Annotated in this window: 23 protein-coding genes and 1 tRNA gene; 19 read left to right on the forward strand and 5 right to left on the reverse strand. The window is 71.0% G+C overall.

Annotated features, from left to right (window positions below; all coding sequences use genetic code 11):
• Positions 1 to 30: 30 nt before the first annotated feature.
• The 12 genes from ACQ143_RS09655 (at position 31) to ACQ143_RS09710 (ending at position 12,325) form a co-directional block, all read left to right on the forward strand.
• On the forward strand, positions 31 to 1,419 hold the full coding sequence (locus tag ACQ143_RS09655) for a M24 family metallopeptidase (RefSeq protein WP_449570470.1): 1,389 nt from the start codon (positions 31 to 33) through the stop codon (positions 1,417 to 1,419).
• A gap of 10 nt (positions 1,420 to 1,429) precedes the next feature.
• Positions 1,430 to 2,584, forward strand: coding sequence for an MFS transporter (locus ACQ143_RS09660; RefSeq protein ID WP_449570471.1), 1,155 nt, complete (start codon positions 1,430 to 1,432; stop codon positions 2,582 to 2,584).
• A gap of 127 nt (positions 2,585 to 2,711) precedes the next feature.
• Positions 2,712 to 3,578, forward strand: coding sequence for a branched-chain amino acid ABC transporter permease (locus tag ACQ143_RS09665; protein ID WP_449570472.1), 867 nt, complete (start codon positions 2,712 to 2,714; stop codon positions 3,576 to 3,578).
• A complete protein-coding gene (locus ACQ143_RS09670; protein WP_449570473.1) occupies positions 3,578 to 4,672 on the forward strand; it encodes a branched-chain amino acid ABC transporter permease in 1,095 nt (364 codons plus the stop codon). Before ACQ143_RS09665 ends, ACQ143_RS09670 begins: the two co-directional genes overlap by 1 nt.
• Positions 4,673 to 4,677: 5 nt before the next feature.
• Complete coding sequence (locus tag ACQ143_RS09675) at positions 4,678 to 5,964, forward strand: ABC transporter substrate-binding protein (protein ID WP_449570474.1); 1,287 nt, start codon at positions 4,678 to 4,680, stop codon at positions 5,962 to 5,964.
• On the forward strand, positions 5,961 to 6,764 hold the full coding sequence (locus ACQ143_RS09680; protein WP_449570475.1) for an ABC transporter ATP-binding protein: 804 nt from the start codon (positions 5,961 to 5,963) through the stop codon (positions 6,762 to 6,764). The genes ACQ143_RS09675 and ACQ143_RS09680 overlap by 4 nt, the downstream gene beginning before the upstream one ends.
• Positions 6,765 to 6,772: 8 nt before the next feature.
• Positions 6,773 to 7,474: an ABC transporter ATP-binding protein gene (locus tag ACQ143_RS09685; protein ID WP_449570476.1), complete on the forward strand. Its 702-nt coding sequence runs from the start codon at positions 6,773 to 6,775 to the stop codon at positions 7,472 to 7,474.
• 10 nt (positions 7,475 to 7,484) lie between these two features.
• The gene (locus tag ACQ143_RS09690) at positions 7,485 to 9,158 is read left to right on the forward strand and encodes an amidohydrolase (protein ID WP_449570477.1); all 1,674 of its coding nucleotides are present in this window, start codon (positions 7,485 to 7,487) and stop codon (positions 9,156 to 9,158) included.
• On the forward strand, positions 9,155 to 9,628 hold the full coding sequence (locus ACQ143_RS09695; RefSeq protein WP_449570478.1) for a RidA family protein: 474 nt from the start codon (positions 9,155 to 9,157) through the stop codon (positions 9,626 to 9,628). Before ACQ143_RS09690 ends, ACQ143_RS09695 begins: the two co-directional genes overlap by 4 nt.
• Positions 9,625 to 10,932 carry a M24 family metallopeptidase gene (locus ACQ143_RS09700; protein WP_449570479.1) on the forward strand — a complete coding sequence of 436 codons (1,308 nt, stop codon included), beginning with the start codon at positions 9,625 to 9,627 and terminating at the stop codon, positions 10,930 to 10,932. Before ACQ143_RS09695 ends, ACQ143_RS09700 begins: the two co-directional genes overlap by 4 nt.
• Positions 10,933 to 11,015: 83 nt before the next feature.
• Positions 11,016 to 11,693: a cupin domain-containing protein gene (locus ACQ143_RS09705; RefSeq protein WP_449570480.1), complete on the forward strand. Its 678-nt coding sequence runs from the start codon at positions 11,016 to 11,018 to the stop codon at positions 11,691 to 11,693.
• Positions 11,690 to 12,325, forward strand: coding sequence for a cupin domain-containing protein (locus tag ACQ143_RS09710; RefSeq protein ID WP_449570481.1), 636 nt, complete (start codon positions 11,690 to 11,692; stop codon positions 12,323 to 12,325). Before ACQ143_RS09705 ends, ACQ143_RS09710 begins: the two co-directional genes overlap by 4 nt.
• Before the next feature lie 24 nt (positions 12,326 to 12,349).
• Here the strand turns inward: ACQ143_RS09710 and ACQ143_RS09715 are convergent, their stop codons facing one another.
• Genes ACQ143_RS09715 through ACQ143_RS09725 form a run of 3 tightly spaced genes read right to left on the reverse strand, consistent with a single transcriptional unit; the run spans position 12,350 to position 14,972 of the window.
• Positions 12,350 to 13,726: an NADP-dependent succinic semialdehyde dehydrogenase gene (locus ACQ143_RS09715; RefSeq protein ID WP_449570482.1), complete on the reverse strand. Its 1,377-nt coding sequence runs from the start codon at positions 13,724 to 13,726 to the stop codon at positions 12,350 to 12,352.
• A gap of 15 nt (positions 13,727 to 13,741) precedes the next feature.
• Positions 13,742 to 14,443, reverse strand: coding sequence for a GntR family transcriptional regulator (locus ACQ143_RS09720; RefSeq protein WP_449570483.1), 702 nt, complete (start codon positions 14,441 to 14,443; stop codon positions 13,742 to 13,744).
• Between the two features lie 4 nt (positions 14,444 to 14,447).
• On the reverse strand, positions 14,448 to 14,972 hold the full coding sequence (locus tag ACQ143_RS09725; RefSeq protein ID WP_449570484.1) for a VOC family protein: 525 nt from the start codon (positions 14,970 to 14,972) through the stop codon (positions 14,448 to 14,450).
• Positions 14,973 to 15,126: 154 nt separating this feature from the next.
• Between ACQ143_RS09725 and ACQ143_RS09730 the strand changes: the two genes are divergently transcribed.
• The 5 genes from ACQ143_RS09730 to ACQ143_RS09750 are packed head-to-tail and all read left to right on the forward strand — an operon-like array spanning position 15,127 to position 21,348.
• The gene (locus ACQ143_RS09730) at positions 15,127 to 17,316 is read left to right on the forward strand and encodes an alpha-ketoacid dehydrogenase subunit alpha/beta (RefSeq protein ID WP_449570485.1); all 2,190 of its coding nucleotides are present in this window, start codon (positions 15,127 to 15,129) and stop codon (positions 17,314 to 17,316) included.
• On the forward strand, positions 17,316 to 18,608 hold the full coding sequence (locus ACQ143_RS09735) for a pyruvate dehydrogenase complex dihydrolipoamide acetyltransferase (RefSeq protein WP_449570486.1): 1,293 nt from the start codon (positions 17,316 to 17,318) through the stop codon (positions 18,606 to 18,608). The genes ACQ143_RS09730 and ACQ143_RS09735 overlap by 1 nt, the downstream gene beginning before the upstream one ends.
• A 41-nt stretch (positions 18,609 to 18,649) precedes the next feature.
• Positions 18,650 to 19,579, forward strand: coding sequence for an NAD(P)-dependent oxidoreductase (locus ACQ143_RS09740; protein WP_449570487.1), 930 nt, complete (start codon positions 18,650 to 18,652; stop codon positions 19,577 to 19,579).
• Between the two features lie 3 nt (positions 19,580 to 19,582).
• On the forward strand, positions 19,583 to 20,674 hold the full coding sequence (locus tag ACQ143_RS09745; RefSeq protein ID WP_449570488.1) for a zinc-dependent alcohol dehydrogenase: 1,092 nt from the start codon (positions 19,583 to 19,585) through the stop codon (positions 20,672 to 20,674).
• A gap of 35 nt (positions 20,675 to 20,709) precedes the next feature.
• Entirely contained in the window at positions 20,710 to 21,348 is a 639-nt protein-coding gene (locus ACQ143_RS09750; RefSeq protein WP_449570489.1) for an NAD(P)-dependent oxidoreductase, read from the forward strand.
• 19 nt (positions 21,349 to 21,367) lie between these two features.
• On the opposite strand, the gene ACQ143_RS09755 is transcribed toward ACQ143_RS09750, so the two are convergent.
• Together ACQ143_RS09755 and ACQ143_RS09760 are read right to left on the reverse strand one after the other, a co-directional pair.
• A complete protein-coding gene (locus ACQ143_RS09755; protein ID WP_449570490.1) occupies positions 21,368 to 22,681 on the reverse strand; it encodes a DUF4032 domain-containing protein in 1,314 nt (437 codons plus the stop codon).
• A gap of 87 nt (positions 22,682 to 22,768) precedes the next feature.
• Entirely contained in the window at positions 22,769 to 23,872 is a 1,104-nt protein-coding gene (locus ACQ143_RS09760) for an ABC transporter ATP-binding protein (RefSeq protein ID WP_449570491.1), read from the reverse strand.
• Between the two features lie 256 nt (positions 23,873 to 24,128).
• Between ACQ143_RS09760 and ACQ143_RS09765 the strand changes: the two genes are divergently transcribed.
• Both ACQ143_RS09765 and ACQ143_RS09770 read left to right on the forward strand, forming a co-directional pair.
• Positions 24,129 to 25,088 carry a DsbA family protein gene (locus ACQ143_RS09765; protein ID WP_449570492.1) on the forward strand — a complete coding sequence of 320 codons (960 nt, stop codon included), beginning with the start codon at positions 24,129 to 24,131 and terminating at the stop codon, positions 25,086 to 25,088.
• 36 nt (positions 25,089 to 25,124) lie between these two features.
• Positions 25,125 to 25,197, forward strand: a tRNA-Thr gene (locus ACQ143_RS09770).
• The last annotated feature ends 59 nt before the right edge of the window (positions 25,198 to 25,256 follow it).

The raw sequence follows: 25,256 nt of genomic DNA on the forward strand, positions 1-25,256 counted from the left end.
TCGCAGAAACATCAGAGCAAGGAGTATGTCATGAGCATCGCCACACGCGGCACGATGGGCGTCGACTGGGAGGCACGCGTCGACTTCGAGCGCCTGAGGGATGAACGGCTGGCGCGGCTGCACGCACAGCTGGAGCGGTCGTCGATGGGCGCGGTGCTCGCGTTCGACTTCTCGAACATCCGGTATGCGTCGGCCACCCACATCGGCACCTGGGCGATGGACAAGCTCATCCGCTTCTGCCTGGTCACCCGCAAGACCGACCCGATCGTGTGGGATTTCGGCTCGGCGGCCAAGCACCACGCGCTGCTGAACCCGTGGCTGCACGAGACGCACATGGAGGCCGACGCCGACCCGCATGCGCCCCACCACGGCGCGACCCGCCCGCGGCAGGAGTCCGGCGCCCGCGCCGGCATCTCCACCCTGCGGGGCGCGTTCCCACCGGATGCGGGCATCGCCGAGGAGGTCGCCCGCAAGATCAAGCGCGAGCTCGAGCGCTTCGGCCTCGCGAACGAGCCGCTGGGGGTCGACGTCGTCGAACTGCCGATCCTGTTCGCGCTGCAGCGCGAGGGGATCGAGGTCGTCGACGGGCAGCAGGTGTTCATGGAGGCGCGCCGCATCAAGACCCCCGACGAGATCACGCTGCTCACGACAGCCGCCTCGATGGTGGATGCCGCGTACGACGAGCTGTATGAATTCCTCCGCCCCGGGGTGCGCGAGAACCAGTGCGTGGGCCTGGTGGCCAAGTCGCTGTACGACCAGGGCTCGGAGTACGTGGAGGGGGTCAATGCGATCTCGGGGGAGCGGTGCGCCCCGCACCCGCACGTCTACTCCGACCGCGCCGTCCGCCCCGGCGACCCCGCGTTCTTCGACATCCTGCACTCGTTCAACGGCTACCGCACCTGCTACTACCGCACCTTCGCGGTCGGTTCGGCCAGCCCCGCGCAGCGCGATGCGTACAAGCGGTGCCGCGAGTACATGGACCGTGCGATCGCGGCGGTCAAGCCCGGCGCCACCACCGCCGACATCGTCGAGCTGTGGCCCACGGCCGAGGAGTTCGGGTTCCCCGACGAAGAGGCCGCCTTCGCCCTGCAGTACGGGCACGGCGTCGGACTGTCGATCTGGGAGAAGCCGATCTTCTCGCGGCTCACCTCGCTCGATCACCCCGAGGTGCTCGAGGAGGGCATGGTCTTCGCGCTCGAGACGTACTGGCCCGCCGCCGACGGCTGGGGTGCCGCGCGCATCGAGGAAGAGGTCGTGGTCACCGCCGACGGCTGCGAGGTCATCACCAAGTTCCCGGCCGAAGAGCTCCTGGTCGCCGGCGGCGGCCGGTACTTCACCGTGAACGGGCCGCTGCCCGGCATCCGCGACTCGCAGTCGCACCTGAACACCCCCGAAGGGCGTGGCGAGCCGACCGGCTGAGCCGCGCCGCGTGCGCGGACGGCCCTCGGCGGGCATCGTCCTGCCCTTCGTGATCTTCTGGTCGACCCTCGATCGCTCCCTCATCCTGCCGCTGATCCCCGCGGTCGCCGGCGATCTCGAGGCGTCGGTGGCGCTGACGACGACGGCGATCACGACCCACGCGATCGCGTACGCGGCGCTGCAGCTGCTGTGGGGGCCGCTGTCGACGCGGTGGGGCCGGATCCGCGTGCTGTGGGTGTCGACCTCGATCGCGGCGCTGGCGTGCACAGCCGCCGCGCTCGCCCCCGACATCACGGTCTTCCTCATCGCGCGCACGCTGTCCGGCGGCGCGTTCGCGGCGACCTTCGCGGCCGTGCTGACCTACTTCGGCGACACGCTGCCGCTGGCCCGGCGTCCCGCGGCGATGTCGAACCTCGCCACGGCGACGGCGCTGGCGCTCGCCGCCGGCACCCTCGTGTCCGGAGCGGTGGTCGCGGTGATCGGCTGGCGCGCGGTGTTCGGCGGCTACGCGATCGTGACGGCGGCGCTCGTCCCGCTGCTGGCGAGTCTGCGTGAGGCTCCGGATGCCGGCGCACGGCCGCTGCGCGGGCAGCTGATCGCCCTCGCGCGGTCGCGATGGGCCCTCGTGGTGTGCGTGCTGGTCGCGGTGGAGGGCGTGCTGCTGATCGGCTTCTACAACCTGCTGCCGGTGGCGCTGCAGCAGACCGGAGCCGACGCGTTCACGGCGGGCGGGGTGACGGCGGCCTTCGGCGTGGCGGTGGTCGTGGTCAGCCAGGTGATGAAACTCGCCGTCGGCCGGATCTCGGCGGCGGTGTTCCTGGCCGCCGGCGGCGTGCTCACGACGGCGGCCATGGGGCTGCTGGCGGTCACGGTCTCGCCCGTGTCGGTGCTCGTGGCGGCGACCCTCATGGGCACGGGGTGGGCGCTGGCCCACACGACCCTGCAGACGTGGATGACGGATGCCGCGGTGGACAGCCGCGCGCTGGGCATGACCCTGTTCTCGATCTCGCTGATGATGGGCGGCGCGGTGGGGGCCGGGGTGGGCACCGCTCCCGTGGCCGGCGGCGCGTTCACCCCGCTGTTCGCCATGGCTGCCGTGCTGGCGGCGGTGTTCGGCGCCGCCGCTTTCGGAGTGCGGCGGCGCTATCGCGAACGCGAGGCGTGAACACGCCGAACGTGTGTGCACTGTTACTTGACCGTTGTACAGCCACACTTGACAGATTGTTCATCGGTTGGTTCACTGAGTCCCAACCCAGGCAACTCCCCGACGATGTGGAAGGTCTGACAGACCGGTGTTCGAACCCGTATTCCTCGCCCAGCAGGTCCTCAACGGACTGAGCTTCGGCGCCCTGCTGTTCCTGCTGGCCAGCGGCCTCACGCTCGTATTCGGGCTGATGCGCATCGTGAACATGGCGCACGGCGCGTTCTACATGCTCGGCGGCTACATCGGCGTCGTCATCGCCACCCTGACCGGCAACCTGCTGGTCGCCGTGGTCGCGGCCGTGGCCGCCGTAGGCATCACGGCGTTCGTCGTCGAAATGGGGCTGCTGCGGTTCGTCCGGGGGCAGGAGCTTCCCGAGGTGCTCCTCACCATCGGCGTCTCGTTCGTCATCGCCGATCTGTGTCTGGCCTTCTTCGGCGGCGATCCGCAGAACCTGCCCACCACCGTCCGCTTCACCGGCGCGCTCACCATCGGCGAGTTCGCCTACCCCTGGTACCGCATCTTCGTCATCGGCCTGGCCATCGTGATCGGCATCGCCCTCGCCCTCGTCCAGACCCGCACCCGCATCGGCGCCGTCGTGCGGGCCGGCGTCGACGACCGGGAGATCATCACGGCGATGGGGGTCAACATCCGCTGGGTGTTCACCGGCATGTTCGTCGTGGGCGCGGCGCTGGCCGCCATCGGCGGCACGATCGGCGCCGGCATGCAGAGCATCCTCCCCGGCGTGCAGAACGAGGTGCTCCTCTACGCCCTGGTGGTCATCATCATCGGCGGTCTCGGCAGCGTGCCCGGCGCCGCGGTGGGCAGCGTGTTCATCGGTCTGATCGACGCGTTCGCGAAAGCCTGGATCCCGGAGCTGGCCTACTTCACGATCTTCCTGCCGATGGCCCTCGTCCTCGTCTTCCGCCCGACGGGCCTGTTCGGAAAGGCTGCCTGATGAGCAACCGCATCGTCGAGACCCGCACCGTCCGCACGTTCGGCGCGCCGCGCCGCGACCGCGTGCTGATCATGAACCTCATCCTGCTGGGCGCGCTGCTGGTGCTGGCCATCGCCCTGCCCTACCTGGGCGCCTCCGGATTCATCGTCTCGCTGGTCTCGACCATCCTGATCGCCGCGACCCTGGCATCCAGCGTCAACTTCCTCGCCGGCAACGGCGGCATGGTCTCGCTCGGGCATGCCGGCATCGCCGCGGCGGCGGCCTACGGCGCCGGCTGGGCATCGCGGGAGGGGTTCGACCCCGGCATGCAGGTCGTGTTCGCGCTCGGGGCGACGCTGATCGCCTCGCTGATCTACGGACTGCTCTCGATGCGCACCAGCGGCATCTACTTCCTGATGGTGACCCTCGCCGTCGGCATGCTCATCTACGGCCTCGCGTTCCGGTTCTCCACGGTGACCGGCGGGGAGAACGGCATCTCGGGCATCGCCCGCCCCGAGTGGATGGGCTCGTACTGGATGTTCTACTACGTCGTGCTGGGCGGATTCGTGTTCGCCACCGCGGCGCTGTGGGTCGTCGGCAACTCGCCGTTCGGGGCCAGCCTGCGCGGCATCCGCGACAGCGAGAGCCGCATGCGCAGCCTCGGCTACAGCGTGCGCTCCTACAAGCTCGGCGCCATGATGATCTCCGGCACCGTGGCGGGCCTGGCCGGCCTGCTCGCGGTCTGGCACACCCATTTCGTGAGCCCGTCCACCGCCGGCGTCGACCGGTCGGTGCACCTGATCGTGATGGTCATCCTCGGCGGCATCGGCACACTGCTGGGCCCCCTCATCGGCGCCGCGATCGTCGTCCTCGTCGAGAACGTCCTCTCCAGTCACGTCGACCGGTGGCCCACCATCCTCGGGCTCATCTTCATCCTCGTCATCCTCTTCGCACGCGCCGGGATCGCCGGGAGCACCCGGAAGCTGTTCCGCAGGCTCCGCGCGCGTGCGTCGTCGGCCCTGCCGCCGGACCGGGAACCTCCCGGCACCGCCGTCCCCGACGGCGCTCCTCCCGAATCACCCACCGCACCACATGAAGGAAAGGACCTGCAATGACGTCAATGAAGACAACCGGTCGCCGATCGGCATTCGCCGTCGCGGGCATCGCGGCCGCAGCCCTCGCCCTGAGCGCGTGCGCCCCTCCGGGGGCGAGCGATCCTGACCCGACCACCGGATCCGACGGCGACGCGGGCAGCGTCAAGGTCGGCTACATCTCGCCGACCACGGGCAACTTCGCCGTGGCCGGCCAGGAGATGGTCGACGGCTGGAACCTGTACTGGGACATCAACGGCGCCGAAGTCGACGGCATCACCATCGAGACGATCGTCGAAGACGACGCCGGCAACCCGGAGACCTCGCTCACCAAGGCGCGCAAGCTGATCGAGCAGGACAAGGTCGACTTCATCGTCGGCCCGCTCATCGCCAACACCGCCCTCGCCGTCGCCGAGTACACCGCCGGTGTCGGCGTGCCCAACCTGCATCCCGTCGCCGCCAGCGACGACCTCACCCAGCGCAACGCCAACGACCTGACCGTGCGCACCGGATCGATGGGCGGCTCGCAGGCCAACTACCCGGGCGGCCAGTGGGCGGCCACGGACGGCGGCTACGACACCGCCGTCACGCTGTGCGCCGACTACGCGTTCGGCTGGGAGTCCTGCGCCGGCTTCGTCCAGGGCTTCGAGCAGAACGGCGGCGAGGTGCTGGAGCAGATCTGGTTCCCGAACTCGACGACGGACTTCTCGACCTACGTGTCGCAGATCCAGGCCGTCGGCGCCGACGTCGTGTACGTCGCGACCGCCGGTGGCGCGCCGGGGCCGAACTTCCTCACCGCCTACCAGGGCCTGGGCCTCGATCCCGACAAGCTGCTCCTGAACTGCTGCGCGCTGGACCAGGGCACGCTCCGCGCCATGGGCGACCAGGTCGTGGGCGTGAAGTCGGTCAGCTACTGGGCCGAGGGCCGCGAGAGCGGCGCCGTCGCCGAGTTCATCGAGGCGTACAAGGAGTTCGCCGACGGCAAGGTGCCCGGCGCCTACGTCGCCGGTGGCTACATGACCGCGTCGCTGGTCGCGTCCGTCTTCAAGGAGAAGGGCCTTGTGACCGGGGAGGACCTGGTCAGCGCCATCACCGAGTACACGTTCGAGGACAGCATCTTCGGCCGCGTGTCGTGGGACGACTACAACCAGATGGTCGGCCCGGTGTACGTGCGCGAGGTGACCGCCGGTGACGACGGCAACTTCTACAACACGCCGATCGCCACCTTCGAGGATGTCGACCAGTGGCTGGGCCGCACGCCCGAGGAGGCGATGGCCATGCCGACCTACTCGCAGACCTTCCAGGGGCTCGAGTGACGACATCGCACGCCACGGCGGCTCCGGGCCCGATCGGGTCCGGGGCCGCCGGTCCTGCCCTGACGGTCGCGGGGTTGGGCAAGCGCTTCGGCGGCGTCCAGGCCGTAGACGACATCTCGCTGCAGCTCGCCCCCGGCGAGCGGATGGGGGTCATCGGCCCCAACGGTGCCGGCAAGACGACGCTGTTCAAGATGATCGCCGGCGACGTGTCGCCCACGACCGGCGCGATCGAGCTGTTCGGACGCGACGTCACGCGGCTGGACACCGCCCGGCGCGCGCGTCTGGGGGTGGGGCGCACCTTCCAGGTGTCGAACCTGTTCCGCGACATGACCGTGCTCGACAACGTCCGCGTCGCCGCGCGCGGCGGCACCGCGCAGGCGCGGATCTTCTGGCGCACGCAGGGACAGAAGGACGACGTCACCGTCCGTGCGCTGGAGATGCTCGACGCCGTCGACCTCGTCGGGCGACGCGACGACACCGTCGCCGACCTGTCACACGGCGAGCAGCGCCAGCTCGAGATCGCGATGGCGCTGGTCACCGAACCGCGCATCCTGCTGCTGGACGAGCCCGCCGCCGGGCTGTCGGCCGTCGAGCGCACCACCCTGCGAGACCTCATCGAGCAGCTGCCGCGCACGCTGCCGATCCTCCTGATCGAGCACGACATGTCGCTGGCGCTGGGACTGACCGACCGTGTGATGTGCATGGAGAACGGCCACCACGTCGTGACCGGCACCCCCGACGAGGTGCGGGAGCATCCCACCGTGAAAGAGATCTATCTGGGAAGGCGGGACAGCAAGTGAGTCTGCAGGTGACCGACCTCCATGTCGGGTATCAGACCGCGCGGGTGCTGCACGGCGTCGACTTCGAGATCGGGGACGGCGAGAGCGTGGCCCTGCTCGGCCGCAACGGCATGGGCAAGTCGACGCTCGTCCGGGCCATCTGCGGACTGCGCCCGCCGACCATCAGCCGCGGCTCGGTCGTCTACGACGGCGTCGAGCTGACCAAGCTGCCCGTGCACCGCATCGCTCGGGCCGGCATCGCCCTCGTGCCGCAGGGCCGCCGCGTGTTCGGCTCGCTCACCACCCTCGAGAATCTCACCGTGGTGCCGCGCCGCCGCCGCGAGTCCAGCGACCCGTGGACCGTCGAGCGGGTCTTCGATTTCTTCCCCCGGCTGGCCGAGCGGGCCGGTTCGATGGCGCGGTCGCTGTCGGGCGGCGAGCAGCAGATGCTCGCGATCGGCCGCGCCCTCATGACCAACCCGTCGCTGCTGATCATGGACGAACCCAGCGAGGGGCTGGCCCCCAGCGTCCTCGATGTCATCCAGGACCGGCTCGAAGGGCTGCGCACCTCGGGGCTGTCGATCCTGATCGCCGAGCAGAACGTCGACCTCGCGCTCGACATCGCCGGGCGCGTCATCGTCATCGACGACTCGGGCACTATCGCCTGGTCGGGCACCCCGGCTGAGCTGCGCGATGACCACGTCCTCCTCGAACGCCACCTGAGCATCTGAGCGGAGCGCCATGACCGTCCCTGCCCACGCGCTGCCGCTGGTCGACCTCGTCCTGCGCGGCGGCCGCATCTCGACCTTCGCCGACGCCGACCAGGCGCCCGCCGAGGCCGAGGCGATCGCGATGGCCGGCGGTCGCATCGTCGCGGTGGGCACCGACGACGAGCTGGCCGCCTACGCCGAGGTCGCCGCACACGTCGTCGATCTGCAGGGTCGTCGCGTGATCCCGGGGCTCAACGACTCGCACATCCATGCGGTGCGCGGCGGCAACTCGTGGACCCGGTCACTGCACTGGGAGGACGTGCACTCGGTCGCCGACGCGCTGGACACGATCCGCGCCGCAGTGGCTGCGGCCGCACCCGGCGCGTGGATCTCCGTGGTCGGCGGCTGGCATCGCTCGCAGTTCGCCGAGCAGCGCCCGCCCGAGCGCGCCGAGCTCGACGCGGCCGCCCCCGACAACCCCGTCTACCTGCAGGAGCTGTACGACACCGGCATCCTCAACGCCGCAGGCCTGGCCGCCTGCGGCTACACCGACCAGAGCGCCGACCCGCCGCGGGGCACCCTCGAGCGTGACACGAGCGGACTGCTGACCGGCGTGCTGCACGGGGTCGGCGCGTTCGCCGCCCCGATCGCCCAAGCCCTCGCCGCCGACGCCGCCCAGGCGCAGGACGGCGTGCGCGCCATGGCCACCGAGTTCGCCCGGCACGGACTGACCGGCGTCGTCGACGGCGGCGGACTGCTGATGACCCCGCGCGACTACGACCCCGTGTACGCCGTCTGGCGGGCGGGCGACCTGGGACTGCGCGTGCGCCTGTTCATCTCGGCATGGACCCGCGGCGGCGAGGTCGCCGACATCGACGCGCTCACCGGCCTCGTCCAGCCCGACGCCGGCGACGGGATGCTGCGCATCAGCGGCGTCGGGGAGATCCCGCATCTGGGGTGTCACGACATGGAGGGGCTCGACCCGTTCGCCCTGCCCGACACCGCCTTCACCGAACTCGTCGACATCGTGCGGCTGTGCGCGCAGCGCGGCTGGCGCATGAGCGTCCACGCCGTCCTGGGCTCGACGCTGGGCCGCATCCTCGACGCGTGGGAGCAGGTCGAGCGCGAGACCGGGCTCGTGGCCGGACGCGGCTGGTCGATCGTGCACGCCGACGGCGCCGACCGCAGCCACCTCGAACGCATCGCGGCGCTGGGCGCCGGCATCCTCGTGCAGAACCGTCTGGTCCTCAAAGGCGGCGACTACGTCGACAGCTGGGGCGCCGACAGCACCGCCCAGGCTCCGCCGATCGGGCCCATGCAGGAGCTCGGCATCGTCATCGGCGGCGGCACCGACGCCACCCGCGCCAACTGGTACTCGCCGTGGGCGTCGATCTGGTGGCTCGTCACCGGCGGTACCCTCGACGGCCGCGGCCGCCGCGCGGCGGAGCACCTCCTCACCCGCGAGCGGGCCCTCGCCTCGTACACGCGGGATGCCGCGTGGTTCACCGGCGAGCAGTCGCAGCGTGGGCGACTCGCGCCCGGCTACGACGCCGATGTGTGCGTGCCGTCGGTCGACCCGTTCACGTGCGAGGAGGACCACCTCCGCGATATCCGCAGCGACCTCACCGTCGTGGGCGGCCGGATCACCCATCGATCGGAGACGATCGCGCTGCAGCCGGGCGGCATGAACAGGAGAAGGAAATGAGTCAGGTTCCCGCGCCTCGCCGTGTCGGCCAGGCTGACATCATCCACCACGAGGGCTTCGACCCGGGCATCGTCAGCCCGTTCGTGCCCGCCATCCGCACGGTCTCGCCCGCGCGGCTGGTGTTCATCAGCGGGGTCACCGGCGCGCCGGTGTACCACGACCACCCGCACGTACCCGAGGTGTTCGACGCCATGCCCACCGACGCCGCGGGGCAGGTGGCCAACGCCTTCGACCACCTCGACCTGGCGCTGGCCGCGGCCGGCTGCCGACGCTCGGACGTGGTCAACATGATCCGGTTCTTCACCGACGTCGACGCCGACCAGAACGTCGTCAACGCCCACCAGGCCGCATGGTTCGGCGGGCACATCCCCACCAGCACCACGGTGCAGGTCACGCGACTGGCCACCGACCCCCGGCTGCGGTTCGAGTTCCACGTCGTCGCCGCCGCCCCGGCGGAGGATGCCGAGTGAGCGGCCACCACAACCACGGCAGCAGCCGCCGGTTCGAGCGGCCCAGTGCGCGCCCGGCCGAAGTCCGTCCGCTGAACGCGCCCGGCATCATGGGGGTCGACTACGAGCACCGCGTCGACTTCGACCGGCTGCGCGCGCACCGTCTGGGCCGGGCTCAGGCGGCGCTGGCGGCGAGCGAGTGCGGCGCCTTCCTGCTGTTCGACTTCTACAACATCCGGTACACGACCCAGACGTGGATCGGCGGGGCGCTGGGCGACAAGATGATCCGCTACACGCTGCTCATGCGCGATCACGACCCCATCCTGTGGGATTTCGGGTCGGCCGTGCGGCACCACAAGCTGTACTCCGATTGGATGCCGGACGAGAACCACCGGGCCGGGTTCCTCGGGTTCCGCGGCGCCGTGGCCCCCGAGGGCGGTGCCGACCTCATGAAGTCCGCGATCGACGAGATCGAGTCGCTGCTCAAGGGCGCGGGTCTGGCCGACGCGCCGCTGGGGGTCGACATCATCGAGCCGCCGTTCCTGTTCGAGCTGCAGCGCCGCGGCATCCGCATCGCGGATGCGCAGCAGCACATGCTCGACGCGCGGGTCATCAAGAACCAGGACGAGATCATGCTGCTGAACCAGGCGGCGGCGATGGTCGACGGGGTCTACCAGGACATCGCCGAGGCCCTCAAACCCGGCGTGCGCGAGAACGAGATCGTGGCGCTGGCCAACGCGCGCCTGTACGAGTACGGCAGCGACCAGGTCGAGGCGATCAACGCCATCTCGGGGGAGCGGTGCAACCCGCACCCGCACAACTTCACCGACCGCATCATCCGGCCCGGGGATCAGGCGTTCTTCGACGTCATCCACTCCTACAACGGGTACCGCACGTGCTACTACCGCACCTTCGGAGTGGGGTGGGCCACGCCCAGCCAGCACGACGCGTACAAGCAGGCGCGGGAGTGGATGGATGCCGCGCTGGACGCGCTGCGCCCGGGCGTCGGCACCGACGAGGTGGCGGCGGTGCTGCCCAAGGCGCAGGACTTCGGCTTCGAGAACGAGCTGGCCGCCTTCGGCCTGCAGTTCGCCCACGGGCTGGGGCTGGGGCTCCACGAGCGGCCGATCATCTCGCGGCTGAACTCGATGGCCGACCCCGTCGAGCTGCGCGCCGGCATGGTGTTCGCGATGGAGACGTACTGCCCGGCTTCGGACGGCTCGTCGGCGGCGCGCATCGAGGAGGAGGTCGTCGTCACGGACTACGGCATCGAGGTGCTCACGCGCTTCCCCGCGCAGGAGCTGTTCGTGGCCAATCCGTATTGAGTGCCGCGACCGGTGACGCATACGGAGACTGTTCAGTGCCACAGCACAGGGCGCGATAGTGTCGATTGCGCGAAGGGAGACCCGTGACCGCAGAACTCGGCGACCGCATCCGGGCGGCGCGCACCGCGAAGGGCCTCAGCCTGCGCGCGACCGCCGCCGAGGCGGCCATCTCGCCGAGCCTCCTCTCGCAGGTGGAGACCGGCAAGGTGCAGCCCGCGGTGAGCACCCTGTATGCGATCGTGAGCTGCCTGGACCTCTCGCTCGATGAGGTGCTCGGGCACCGTCCGCCGGCGGCCGTCGCCCCCAAGCCGCGCGTGCCAGCCCACCCGGTCCAGCCGCTGAGCGAGGCGCCCGAGATCGTCATGCAGAACGGCGTGACCTGGCGTGCCCTCGCGGTCGGCGGCGACGAGGGCATGGACGCCGTGCTGGCCACGTACGAGCCGGGGGCGGCCAGCTCGCTGGACGAGACGCACATGCGGCACATCGGCATCGAGCACGGCTTCATCGTGCGCGGCGAGCTGACCCTCAAGCTCGACTTCGACACGTTCGTGCTCCGGCCTGGCGACTCGCTGTGCTTCGACGCGCAGCGCCCGCACTACTACTTCAACCACACCGACGAGGTCGCCGAGGGCGTCTGGTTCATCGTCGGGTCGACCCGCGCGACCTCCGACGCGCCCGCCGACATCCGCAACGCCGTCGATGTGCTCGACGCCATGGGCCGGCTGCACGCGCGCGGTGAGGGCGGAGGGATCGCGCGATGAACGCGATCGAGACGCCCTGGAACGCTGTCGGCGAGCGGGTGCGCGAGCTGCGCATGGCCGCCGGCCTGACGGTGCGCGAGCTCGCGCGCCGGGTCGGGGTGTCGGCCAGTCACGTGTCGCAGGTCGAACGCGGCATCGGATCGTTCAGCGTGCCCGCGCTGTACGCGGTCGCCGGGGAGCTCGGCGTGCAGATGCATGAGATCCTCGACCCGCAGGCTCCGCGCGCGGCGGCCGAGCCGGCCGTCGCCGACCAGGACGAGGGCGATCTCGTCGCGCGCGGCATTGTGCAGCGCGCCGACGCGCACCCCTCGATCAAGCTGAGCTCAGGCCCGCGGTGGAGCCGCCTGACGGCCATGGGCGAGGCCGACGCCGAGTTCCTCGAAGTGATCTACGCGCCCGGGACCACGGCACCCGCCGAGCACATCGTTCACCAGGGTCGCGAGTACGGCGTCATCATCGCCGGTCGGCTCAGCGTCGAGGTGCACGGCCAGGCGACCACGCTCCTGCCGGGCGACTCGATCGTGTTCGACTCCACGCTCCCGCACCGGTTCTGGAACGAGGGCGACGTCGAGGTGCGCGCGATCTGGTTCGTGCGCGACCGCAACGCGCACGATCCTGTGCCGCACGCCTGACCGGCGGGGGCCGATCCGAACCGGTCAGGCCTTCCAGACCGACTTCAGGTTGCAGAACTCACGGATGCCCTCGGCCGAGAGCTCACGCCCCACGCCCGAGTCCTTGACACCGCCGAACGGCAGCTCCGGGTACGAGATCGACATGCCGTTGACGAACACGGCGCCTGCGTCGAGCCCCGCCACCAGCAGCTCCTCCTCGGCCGCGTCCTGCGTCCACACCGCCGAGCTGAGACCGAACGTCGTGTCGTTCGCGATGCGCAGCGCGTCGGCGGCATCGCGGGCCCGGTAGACCGCGGCGACGGGACCGAAGGCCTCCTCGCGGTACAGCCGCATGTCGGGCTGGATGCCGGTGAGCACGGTCGGCGGATAGAACCAGCCCGCGCCGTCCGGCATCCGCCCGCCGGTCGTGGCCACCGCCCCGTTGTCGAGGGCGTCGGCGACGAGTTCGGCCAGATCGTCCCGACCGCCCGCGGTGGCGAGCGGTCCCACGTCGGTGCCGTCGGCGGTGGGGTCGCCCACCGTTAGCGCCGCCATGGCCGCCGTGAACTTCGCGACGAAGGCGTCGTAGACCTCGTCGTGCACGATGAAGCGCTTGGCGTTGATGCACGCCTGGCCGTTGTTCGAGGTGCGCGAGGTGACCGCCGTGGCCACGGCTGCGTCGAGATCGGCGCTGGGCATGATGAGGAACGGATCGGAGCCGCCGAGCTCGAGGACGACGTGCTTGACCTCCGAGCCGGCGATCGCGGCCACCGAGCGGCCGGCGGGCTCGGACCCGGTGAGGGTGACGGCGGTGATGCGCCGGTCGCGGATGACGGGTTCCACGGCGCCGGCCGGGATCAGCAGAGTGCCGAAGGAACCGGACGGGAACCCGCCGCGCTCGAACAGCGTGTCGAGATACAGCGCGGCCTGCGGCACGTTCGACGCGTGCTTGAGCAGGCCGGTGTTGCCGGCCATGAGGGCGGGGGCGGCGAAGCGCACGACCTGCCAGATGGGGTAGTTCCAGGGCATGACGGCCAGCACCACGCCCAGCGGCTGATAGGTCGTCCGCGCGGCCGAAGCACCCACGACGGCCGGGTCGTCGAGACGGTGGCCGCGCAGGAACTCTTCGGCGTGCGCGGCATAGAACCGCATGGCGTTCGCCGACTTGTGCGCCTCGGCGCGCGCCTGGGCCAGCGTCTTGCCCATCTCGAGGGTGATCATCGCCGCGACCTGCTCGCTCTCCGCCTCGAGCAGGTCGGCCGCGGCGCGCATCCAGCCGGCGCGCGTGGCGAAGTCGGTGCCGCGCAGCGCGGTGAAGGCGGCGTCGGCGGCGGCGATGCGCTGTTCGATCTCGGCGGGGGAGTGCGCGGTGAACTCCCGCACCAGCTCACCGGTGGCGGGGTTGACGGTGGCGATGGGCATGCGAGGCCTTTCGGGTCAGTGGTCGAAGACGTGGGGGTTGCGCGCGAGCTGCCGGCGCGTGCGGCGGATGTGGCCGGCGAGCACGCGCTCGGCCTCCTCGACGTCACCGTCCTTGAGCGCGGCCACCATGAGGTGATGCTCCTCGTGCGCGATGCGGCGCAGGTCCGGGTCCCACGACGCGACGTACGCGCGGCGATAGGGCGCCGTCGTGTTCCAGAGCTTGCGGATGAGCGGCTCGAGCTGCGAGGTCTGCGCGGCCGCGTAGCTGGCCAGGTGGAACTCCCGGTCCAGCTGCAGGAACGTCTCGGTGTCGTGGCCCAGTTCGCTGATGCGGCGGGCCAGGGTCGCGAGCTCGTCGAGCGCTTCGGGCTTCAGCCCCGGCGCAGAGTAGCGCAGCAGCAGCGGTTCGAGCCGCTCGCGCATCTGGTACACCTCTTCGCATTCGGCGAGTGTCAGATGTGAGACCCAGGCGCCGGAGTTGGCGACGACGGTGACCAGGCCCTCGTATTCGAGCTGACGGATCGCCTCGCGCACCGGCACACGGCTCGCGCCGAACTCGGCGGCCACGTCCTCCTGCCGGATACGGGTGCCCGGCGGATAGGCGCCGGTCACGATCTGGCGGCGCAGCCCTTCGGCGATGCGGGCGCCGGCATCCCCGTCGCGGGTGCGTGCCGTCTCGGCGGGAGAGGTGCTCTCGTCGGGGTGGAGGACGGTCATGCTCTCACTCTGCCGGATGTGCGGGATGCCACAGCAGCGTGGTCGCGCCCTGCTCGTACGCCTTGCCCTCGGGGAAGGACACGAGCTCGAACTGCATGCCCCAGGGGCTGCGGAAGTACAGCCAGCGCTGCCCGGCCGAGGCGCCGGCGCTGGTGACGGGCTCGCCCATCACCTCGACGTCGTGGGCGCGCAGGTACGCGGCGGCCGCGTCCATATCGTCGACGTACAGCGCCAGGTGGTGCCCGCCGATGTCGCTGTTGCGCGGCTGGGGCGCCTGCCCGTCGGCGCTGTCGTAGTGGAACACCTCGAGGTTGGTGCCGTTGCCGAGGCGGTAGAAGCGGATCTCGGTGACGGCCGAGCGCGGGTGCACCCCCAGCTGTACGGCCATGAAGTCGTCGTCGGCGCGTTTGGCGCCCAGGGTGTAGACGCGGACGGCGCCCAGCACATCGACGAGGAAGCGTTCGGCCTGGTCGAGATCGGGCACGGTGAACCCGATGTGGTCGGTGCCCTGCAGTCCGGGGATCGGCATCCTCAGCTCCTCTCGTCACGACAGCGTGATGCCTGAATTGTATCCAGATGACACGCGATCGCAAGAGCACGGCCTCGAATATCAGAAGCGAGGGTTGTTATTGGATGCAATCGAGGATACGGTGTGGGCATCGCATGACATCGATGGAGACGAAATGCCGCGACGACGCACGCTCGAGACCGGGGTGGAGTGGATTCAGCTCTCGTCCACCGCCGCAGACTGGAAATCCGCTGACCCGGCCCTGCTGACGACCATGCTCGGCGAGCTGCACCTGATCCGTGCGTTCGAGGAGAGCGTGCTCGAGCTGGCCGGCGCCGGCCTCGTGCACGGCCCCGCGCACTCGAGCATCGGCCAGGAGGGCGGCGCGGTCGGCTCGATCGTCACGCTGCGGTCGTCGGATGCCGTGAACGGCTCGCACCGCGGACATCATCAGTTCCTCGCGAAGGCGATCGGGCACGTCTCGGGGGGCCGGCTCGACCTCGGCGCGCTCGTCGACGCCCCGATGCAGGCGCTGCTGCAGCGCACGCTCGCCGAGATCCTGGGCCTGGCCCAGGGGTTCTCCGGCGGCCGCGGCGGCTCGATGCACCTGCAGTGGCTCGAGGCCGGGGCCCTGGGCACCAACGCCATCGTCGGCGGCGGGGCGCCGATCGCGACGGGCACCGCATGGGCGCAGAAGCACGCCGGCACCTCGGATGTGTCGATCAACTACTTCGGCGACGGGTCGAGTCAGATCGGCTCCGTGCTCGAGTCGATGAACCTCGCGGCGACCTGGCGGCTGCCGGTCATGTACTTCATCGAGAACAACCTCTACGCCGTGTCCACCCATGCCGACGAAGCCACCGCCGACCCCCGCTTCTCTGTGCGCGGACAGGGCTTCGGCATCCCGTCCTGGCGGGTCGACGGCATGGACCCCCTCGCCGTCCACCTTGCCACGCAGGAGGCACTGGCCCGCATGCGCGCCGGCGACGGCCCCGCGATCATCGAGGCGGAGGTCTACCGGTTCTTCCACCAGAACGGCCCCTACCCCGGCAGCGCTTTCGGGTACCGCACCAAGGCCGAGGAGAAGGCCTGGCGCGAGCGCGACCCGATCGCCCGGATGGAGCGTGAGCTCAACGGCCTCGGCGTGCTGAGCCCGAGCGAGGCGGCCGCTGTGCGCGACCAGGCGCAGCAGGCGATGACCGACGCCGTCGCCCAGCTCATCGAAGACGACCCGGACGACGCCGGCCGCCGGCGGATCCGCCCGGAGCTGTGGCCGGACCCGGCTGTGGTCGACACCGGCATCCGCGGCGACGCGACCGAGCTCGACGGCGCCTCGACCGCCGACCCGCTCGACCACACCGGGGCCTGGACCGAGGTCAAGTTCGTCGACGCGGTCGCCGCGGCCATGGAGCGGCGGATGGCGGCCGACGAGCGCATCATCGTCCTGGGGGAGGACGTGCACCGTCTGGCGGGCGGCACCAACGGCGCCACCAAGGGACTGCGCGCCGCCTTCGGCGAGGACCGTGTGATCGGCACGCCCATCAGCGAGAACGGCTTCTTCGGACTGGCCGGGGGCATCGCCCTCGACGGCCGCTTCCGTCCGGTGGTCGAGTTCATGTATCCCGACTTCATGTGGGTGGCCGCCGACCAGGTGTTCAACCAGGTCGGCAAGGCCCGGCACATGTTCGGCGACAACAACACCGTGCCGCTTGTGCTGCGCACCAAGGTCGCCATGGGCTCGGGCTACGGTTCGCAGCACCTCATGGATCCCGCCGGCATCTTCGCCACGTCGCCCGGGTGGCGCATCGTCGCCCCGTCGACGGCGGCCGACTACGTCGGGCTGCTCAACGCCGCGCTGGCGCTCGACGACCCGGTGCTGATCATCGAGCATGTCGATCTGTACGGCGCGGCCGACCGGGTTCCCGACGGCGACCTCGACTACGTGCTGCCCCCGGGCCGCGCGGCCGTGCGCCGCGAGGGGTCCGAGGTGACGGTGCTCACCTACCTGTCGATGGTCGGTCACACCCTCGAGGCCGTCGAGAGCACGGGGGTGGATGCCGAGGTCATCGACCTGCGCTGGCTCGACCGCGCCTCGCTCGACTGGGAGACGATCGAACGCAGCGTCAAGAAGACCGGTGCCGTGCTCATCGTCGAGCAGGGGGCGCGCGGCACGTCCTACGGCGCCTGGCTCGCCGACGAGCTGCAGCGCCGGCTGTTCGACTGGCTCGATCAGCCGATCGAGCGGGTCACCGGCGGCGAAGCGAGCCCCAGCATCTCGAAGGTGCTCGAGCGCGCCGCGATCGCCCGCACCGAAGAGGTCGCGGCGGGCCTGGAGCGCGCACGCACGAACGCCGGGGGCCGCTGATGGCCGCCGTCATCCGGATGCCGGCGCTCGCCGCCGGGGCCACCGACGCCGCGGTGCAGTCGTGGCTCGTCGCCGTGGGCGACCGCGTCGAGGTGGGCCAGGAGATCGTCGAGATCGAGACCGAGAAGGCCGTCGTCGAGTACGAGGCGGAATCGGCCGGGGTCGTGGCCGCGCTGCTGGTGGATGCCGGTGCCGCGGCCGCCGTCGGCGCGCCCATCGCCGTGCTCGCCACCGAGGGGGAGAGCGCCGAGCAGGCCCTCGCCGCCGCCGGCGCCGACGCGCAGCCGTCCGCACCCGCAGGGGAAGCTCCCGCGGCCGCGGAAAGCCCCGACCCCGCACCCGCCGCACCCCCCGCGCCCGCACCCGCGCAGCCCGCACCCGCCACGGCCGCGGCCGCACCCGCCGCCGACCGCGGCGCGACCAGACGCCTGTTCGCGAGTCCCCTCGTGCGCAAGCTCGCCCGCGAGCGCGGCATCGACCTGTCCACGGTGACCGGGTCGGGGCCCAGCGGACGCATCGTGCGCCGTGACCTGGACGCACTGCCGGCCGCCGCCCCCGCGGCACCGGCCCCGGGCGCTCAGCAGACCCCCGTCTCCGCGCCCCCGGCCGCCAGCTACACCGACGTCCCGCACACCGGCATGCGCCGCGCGATCGCCCGGCGCCTGACCGAGAGCACCACCACGGTGCCGCACTTCTTCCTCGAGGCCGACTGCAACGTCGACGAGCTGCTCGACCTGCGCGCCCGCATCAACGAGCGCGCCCAGGAGAAGATCTCGGTCAACGACTTCGTGCTCAAGGCCGTCGCCGCCGCGATGCTCGACGTGCCCGAGGCCAACGCGATCTGGACCGACGATGCGACGCGGCGGTTCACGTCGGTCGACATCGGCGTGGCCGTGTCGATCCCCGGGGGCCTGGTGACCCCCGTCGTGCGCGGCGTCGAGGCGCTGTCGCTGAGCGCGGTCACCCGCACCGTGCGCGACCTCGCCGAGCGCGCCCGCGCCGGCCGGCTCAAGCAGCACGAGATCGAGGGCGGCTCGTTCGCCGTCTCGAACCTCGGCATGTACGGCACCTCGCGGTTCTCGGCGATCATCAACCCGCCGCACTCCGGCATCCTCGCCGTGGGCGCCGCCGCGCGCCGTCCCGTGATCGATGCCGACGATCGCCTGGTCCCGGCATCCGTCATGAGTGTGACGCTGTCCGCCGACCACCGTGTGCTCGACGGCGCCCTCGCCGCCCAATGGCTCGATGCGTTCACCGAGCGCATCGAACACCCGCTGTCGCTGCTCGTGTAGCGCAGCCCCACCCGACGACGTCGAGAGAGAAGGAAGAACACATGACCGACAACCTGCCCACGATCGGCTGGATCGGAGCGGGCCGCATGGGCGCCCAGCTCGTGCAGCGCCTGCTGGGTGCCGGGTACGACGTTGCCGTCTACAATCGCACCGCGGCCAAGGTGCAGCCCCTGGTCGACGCCGGTGCGAGCCACGTCGAGCGCCCCGTCGACCTCGCCGGGCGCGACATCGTGTTCAGCATGGTGTCGGCCGACAAGGACCTCGAGGCGGTGCTGCTGGGCGAGAACGGTCTGCTCACCGGCGACGCCTCGCCGCGCATCGTGGCCGATGTGTCGACCGTGTCGGTCGCGACCAGTGAGAAGGTGCGTGCGGTCGCCGACCAGCGCGGCACGGCCTTCCTCGCCACGCCCGTCTCCGGCAACCCCTCCGTCATCGCCGCCGGCAAGCTGACCGTCGCCGTGTCGGGCCCGCGCGCGGTGTTCGACGAGGTGGAGCCGGTGCTGCAGGTCTTCGGCCGTGGCGTCACCTACGTCGGCGAGGGCGAGGTCGCCCGGCTCGTGAAGATCGCGCACAACGTGTTCCTGGGCGTGGTCACCCAGTCGATGGCCGAGATCACGGTCCTGGCCGAGAAGGGCGGGGTGTCGCGTGCCGCGTTCCTCTCCTTCCTCAACGACTCGGTCATGGGCTCGGTGTTCACCGGCTACAAGACCCCCGCGTTCGTCAACCTCGACTTCACGCCGACGTTCACGATGCCGCTGCTGCAGAAGGACTTCGATCTGGGCCTCGACGCCGCCTACCGGCTCGGCGCGCCCATGCCGATCGCCGCGGCGACCCGCCAGATCGTCGCCCAGGAGGTGGGCGAGGGCAACACCGAGCTCGACTTCGCGACCCTGCTGCGGCGGGTGGCGCGCGGGGCGGGCCTGGACCTCGTCTCGGAGGACGCCGACGTCACCGACGGTCTCACGGACTGAATGATGCCGACGCGCGAGCTCCCGGCGACCATGCACGCCGCCGTTCTGCACGGCCGCCGGGATCTCCGCATCGAGACCGTGCCCACGCCGGTCGCCGCGGACGGTGAGCTGCTGCTGGAAGTCACCGCCGTGGGGGTGTGCGGCACGGACGCCGCCGAATGGGCGCACGGGCCGCGGCTCATGCCCATCGAGGCCGAGCACCCCGTGACCGGCCACCGCGGTCCGCTCACGATCGGGCACGAGTTCGCCGGGCGCGTCGTCGCCGTCGGCGCCGAGGTCGACCCGGCCTGGCTGGGACGCCTCGTCGCCTCGTGCGGCGCGGCCCCCTGCGGACAGTGTGCGCTCTGCCTCGGCGGCCGGTCGAACGTGTGCCGGCGCTACGCCGCCGTGGGCCTGCACCGGGATGGCGCCCTCGCACGGTACGTCTCGACGCCCGTCGCCAGCTGTGTGGATGCCGGTGCCCGCGGCCTCAGCGCCCACGAGGCCGCGCTCGTGCAGCCCATGGCGATCGCCGTGCACGCCGCGCGGCGCTCCGGCATCCAGGCCGGGGACGTCGCGATCGTGCAGGGCGTCGGCGGCATCGGCGCCTTCCTCATCCACGTGCTCGCCGACCTCGGCGCGCACGTCGTCGCCGTCGACCTCGACCCCCAGCGGCTGGCGCTCGCGGCCGACCTCGGCGCCGACGCCACCATCCTGGCCGGCACCGCCTCATCCGCCGCGGAGATCACCGCCGCGTGGGGCGAGCAGCTGCCGGTGTTCTTCGAGGTCACCGGATCCGCACCCGGCCTCGATCTCGCGATCGAGATCGTGCCCATGGGATCGACCATCGTCACGGTCGGCATCGCGAAGGCCCCGGCCCCCGTCGACATGGCCCGCGTGACGGTGCGCGAACTGCTGCTGGTGGGCACCAACGCCATGGTCCGCGAGACCGACCTCGACGAGGCCGCCCGACTGGTCGCCGCCCGCGCCGGCCGGTGGGAGCCGGTCACCGGCGCACCGCTGCCGTTCGAGGCGCTGGTCGACGGCGCCCTGGCGCCGATCGCCGCGGGCCGGCCGCCGGCGGTGAAGACGCTCATCCTGCCGCCGGTATCGTGACTGTGGCACCGATTCCTCGACGAAAGGGACCCCTCATGGCACGCATCGCCGTCATCGGCGGAACCGGGTACACCGGCCGCCACATCGTCGCAGAAGCCGCCGCCCGCGGCCACACCGTCGTGTCGGTGTCGCGTAAGGCCTCCAGCGAGCGCGTGCCGGGCGTCACCTACCTCGAGGGCACGATCCTCGACACCACCTCGCTCGTGCGCGAGCTCGAGGGCGTCGACGTGATCGTGTCGACCGTCGCGCCCCGCGGGGACATGGCCGGGCAGGTGCGGCCCAGCATCGCCGCGCTCGTCGAGGAGCTGCCTCCGGGTGTGCGCGTCGGTGTGGTCGGTGGCGCCGGCGGCAGCCTCGTCGCCCCCGGCGGCCCGCGCCTGGTCGACACCGGGTTCCCCGAGGCGTTCAAGGCCGAAGCGCTCGAGATGATCGGCGTGCTCGAAGACCTGCAGGCCGATGCCACCGGCCGCGACTGGTTCTACATCCACCCCGCCGGCGGCTTCGGCAGCTTCAACCCGGGCGAGCGCACCGGTGCCTACCGCGACGGGGGAGACGTGCTGGTCACCGACGACGACGGCGAATCGTTCATCTCCGGTGCGGACTTCGCCATCGCCGTGGTCGACGAGATCGAGTCGCCCCGGCACGTGCGCGAGCGTTTCACCGTCGGCTACTGACGGCGGGTGGATGCCGCGGCTACACCAGGTCGCGCCAGTCGATCGTGCCGGTGTCGGTGGGCACCTCGTCGTCGGGGGTGTCCGGGTCGATGACCTGCAGCGACGTCGTCTCGGTGGGCGGCCCCATCACCGTCGCCTCGTCGCGGCGGTGCCGCAGCACGTTCTCCACGTAGGACGACAGCACCTCGGCCAGCGGCACCGAGCGGCCCTGCGCCTGCGACAGGAACCAGCGGTGGTCGAGCACCTGGTGGAACACCTCGGCCGGTTCCAGCTTGGCGCGCAGATCCCACGGGATCGCCTTGACCACCGGTTCGAACACGCGGGTCAGCCACTCGTGCGCGACCATCTCCTCGTCCGACCCGAGGCGTGAGACGCGCGCGGAGTACTCGTCCATGTCGTTGAGCAGACGGCGGGCCTGGTTCTCCTGCACGTCGAGCCCGGTCAGGCGCAGCAGACGACGCTGGTGGTGCCCGGCATCCACCACCTTCGGGTGGATCGACACGGTCGTGCCGTCCGGCGTGGTGTGGATCGACATCTCGCCGATGTCGAACCCCAGGTCGTTGAGGCGCCGCACGCGCTCGGTGATGCGCCAGGCCTCGTCGGACGAGAAGCTCTCCCAGTCGGTGAGCGTCGCCCACAGCGAGTGGTACGACGACAGGATGCCGTCGGCGATGGCGAGCGCGTCGACGCCGCCTTCCAGGCGGCCGCCGGCCTCGAGGTCCATGATCTCGCCGGCGATGTTGGTGTGCGCGATGTCGAGGTCGTGCGCGCGCTGCCCGTCGGTGAGGCCGCCCTCGTGCAGTTCGCCGGTCTCGGCGTCGACGAGGTACGCGGCGAAGGCCCCGGCATCCCGGCGGAAGAGGGTGTTCGACAGCGACACGTCGCCCCAGAAGAACCCGACCGTGTGCAGCCGCACGAGCAGCACCGCGAGCGCGTCGACCAGGCGGCTGGCGGTGTCGGGACGCAGCACCTGCGTGAACAGGGCGCGGTAGGGGAGCGAGAAGCGCAGATGCGGGGTGACCAGGGCCGCCGGCAGCGGCGCGCCCTTCGCGTCGCGCCGGCCGGTGATGGCGGCGACCCGGCCCACGCACGGCACGTCCAGCCGCGCGAGCGCGCCGAGCATGTCGTATTCGCGCTGGGCCATCTCGGCGGTGGTCTCCTTGACCGCCACCACCCGGCCGGACAGGTTCGCGAACCGCACCAGGTGCCGGGAGATGCCCTTGGGCAGCGACACGATCGTGTCACTGGGCCATTCGGCCAGTCCCGTCGACCAGGGCAGGGCCAGCAGGCCCGCATCGACGCTGCTGGCGGTGATGGTCAGCGAGTCGGTCATAGCCGTCGCGCCTTTCTGTCACCGGAATGCGGCGCGGCGCGGGAGGTCGAGTGACCTGCCCGCGCCGCGCTGCGTCCGTGAAGGGGATCAGGCAGAGGCGATCGCCTTGTCGGTCAGGCGCTCGCCCGACTCCAGGTCGAACACGTGCACGTGGTGGGGGACCGGGGCCAGGATGACGGTCTCACCCGCGTTGGGGTGGTTGCGGCCGTCGACGCGCGCGACGATGTCGGTGCGCTTGCCGCTGATGTCGGTGTGGCCGTACAGGTAGCCGTCCGCGCCGAGCTCCTCGACCAGGTCGACCTGGACCGACAGGCCCTTGCCGTCGGCGGGGTTGACGATGATGTCCTCGGGGCGCACACCGGCGGTGACCTGCGCGCCGCCGGCCTTGCCCAGCGCGTCGGCCTCGACGCCCACGACGGCGGTGCCGAACTGGATGCCGCCCTCGGCCTTGTCGACCGGGAACAGGTTCATGGCCGGCGACCCGATGAAGCCGGCGACGAACACGTTGTTCGGCTTCTCGTACAGGTCGCGCGGGGTGCCGACCTGCTGCAGGATGCCGTCCTTGAGCACCGCGATGCGGTCACCCATCGTCAGGGCCTCGGTCTGGTCGTGCGTGACGTAGACGGTGGTGACGCCCAGGCGGCGCTGCAGCGACGCGATCTGCGTACGGGTCTGGACGCGGAGCTTGGCGTCGAGGTTCGACAGCGGCTCGTCCATGAGGAACACCTGCGGCTGGCGGACGATCGCGCGGCCCATGGCGACACGCTGACGCTGACCACCCGAGAGCGCCTTCGGCTTGCGGGTCAGGTACTCCTCGAGGTCGAGGAGCTTGGCGGCCTCGAGCACGCGCTGGGCGCGCTCTTCCTTGCCGACGCCGGCGATCTTCAGGGCGAAGCCCATGTTCTCGGCGACCGTCATGTGCGGGTACAGCGCGTAGTTCTGGAACACCATCGCGATGTCGCGGTCCTTGGGCGGCACGTCGGTGACGTCGCGGTCACCGATGAGGATGCGGCCCGAGTTGACCTCTTCGAGGCCGGCGAGCATGCGCAGCGAGGTGGACTTACCGCAGCCGGAGGGGCCGACCAGAACCAGGAACTCGCCGTCGGCGACTTCGAGGTCGAGCTTGTCGACGGCGGGGCGGGTGCCTCCGGGGTACAGACGGGTTGCGCTGTCGAAGGTGACGGACGCCATTTTCTCTTCTCCTTCACCGGCAGGTACGTGCCGGACGATCCGTAGTGATGGAATGAGCGGAAGGGACGACCTCCCGCACGCCCTTCATCGGGCGCACCTCCCAGTATCACACGGATCTGAAGACGCCGTGGAACGGATGTGAAGGCGCCGTCGACGCGGCATCTGGGCATTTCCCAGCCAGTCTGGCTACCATCGAGAAGTCGCCACGCCCGGGCGATCTGCCCCTGTGGGGCTCCCCATTCCTGTTTGAGGTTCCATGTCCACCGACGATTCCACGAGCGCTCCGTCTCCGAGCGACCGCCGCGAAGCGGTGCGTGAGAAAGCCCAGCAGGTTCGTGCGCGTCAGGTGCGTGCCCGCTGGATCCGCCGCGGCGCGATCGGCGTGACGCTGGTGGCCGCCGTCGCGGCCGTGGCCGTCGTGGTCACCTGGACCGTCTCCTCCAGCGCCGGCCGTCCGCAGCTGACCCCCGCGAACCTGAACCACGAGGGCGGCTTCGCCGTGACCTCGGTCACCGGCACCGCTGAGGCGATGCTCACCGAGCTCGACGCCACGCCGACCCCGGCGGCCGAGACGCCCGCCGGCGAGCCGTCGCCCGAGCCCACCGAGCCCCCCGCCGTCGAGATCGACGTCTACGTCGACTATCTGTCGCCGGGCGCGCGGGACTGGCAGGTCGCCAACAGCGAACAGTTGGCCAGCTGGCTCGACCAGGGCGCCGCGACCCTGTCGTACCACCCGGTCTCGATGCTGACGGCGAAGTCCAACGGCACGAAGTACTCGCTGCGGGCGGCGGGCGCCGCCGCGTGCGTGGCGACCCATTCGCCGGAGAAGTTCTTCGCCTACAACCAAGAGCTGCTGATGCGTCAGCCCGCGGTCGACTCCGACGGCTTCTCCGACGAGGAGCTGGCCGACATCGCGCAGGCCGCCGGTGTGCTCGCCCCGAAGCTCGTGCGGGAGTGCATCGAAGACGGCGCCTACCTGTCGTGGGTCAAGCAGAGCACCGAAGACGCGGTCGCCGGCATCCCCGGCAGCGACGGGCTCGCCCTGACCGGGACCCCGATGATCGTCGTGAACGGTCAGCCCTATGTCGGCGACCTCACCGACCCGGCCGAGTTCTCGCAGTTCGTCCTCACCAGCGCGAGCGACGCGTTCTACCGCGCCAAGGCCAGCCCGACGCCGACCGCGACCCCTACCCCCACCGGTACGCCCGCTCCGTGACGGCGGCCGGTGCGCGCCCGATAGACTGGGCGCTCTGCCGGCTTGGCGCAATTGGTAGCGCACCTGTCTTGTAAACAGGGGGTTGCAGGTTCAAGTCCTGTAGCCGGCACCGTAAATACCTGGTAAAGACAGGTTTCGAGACCGATGGTTTCGCCCGGCATGCGGGTA

It is taken from the genome of Microbacterium pollutisoli, assembly GCF_053586795.1.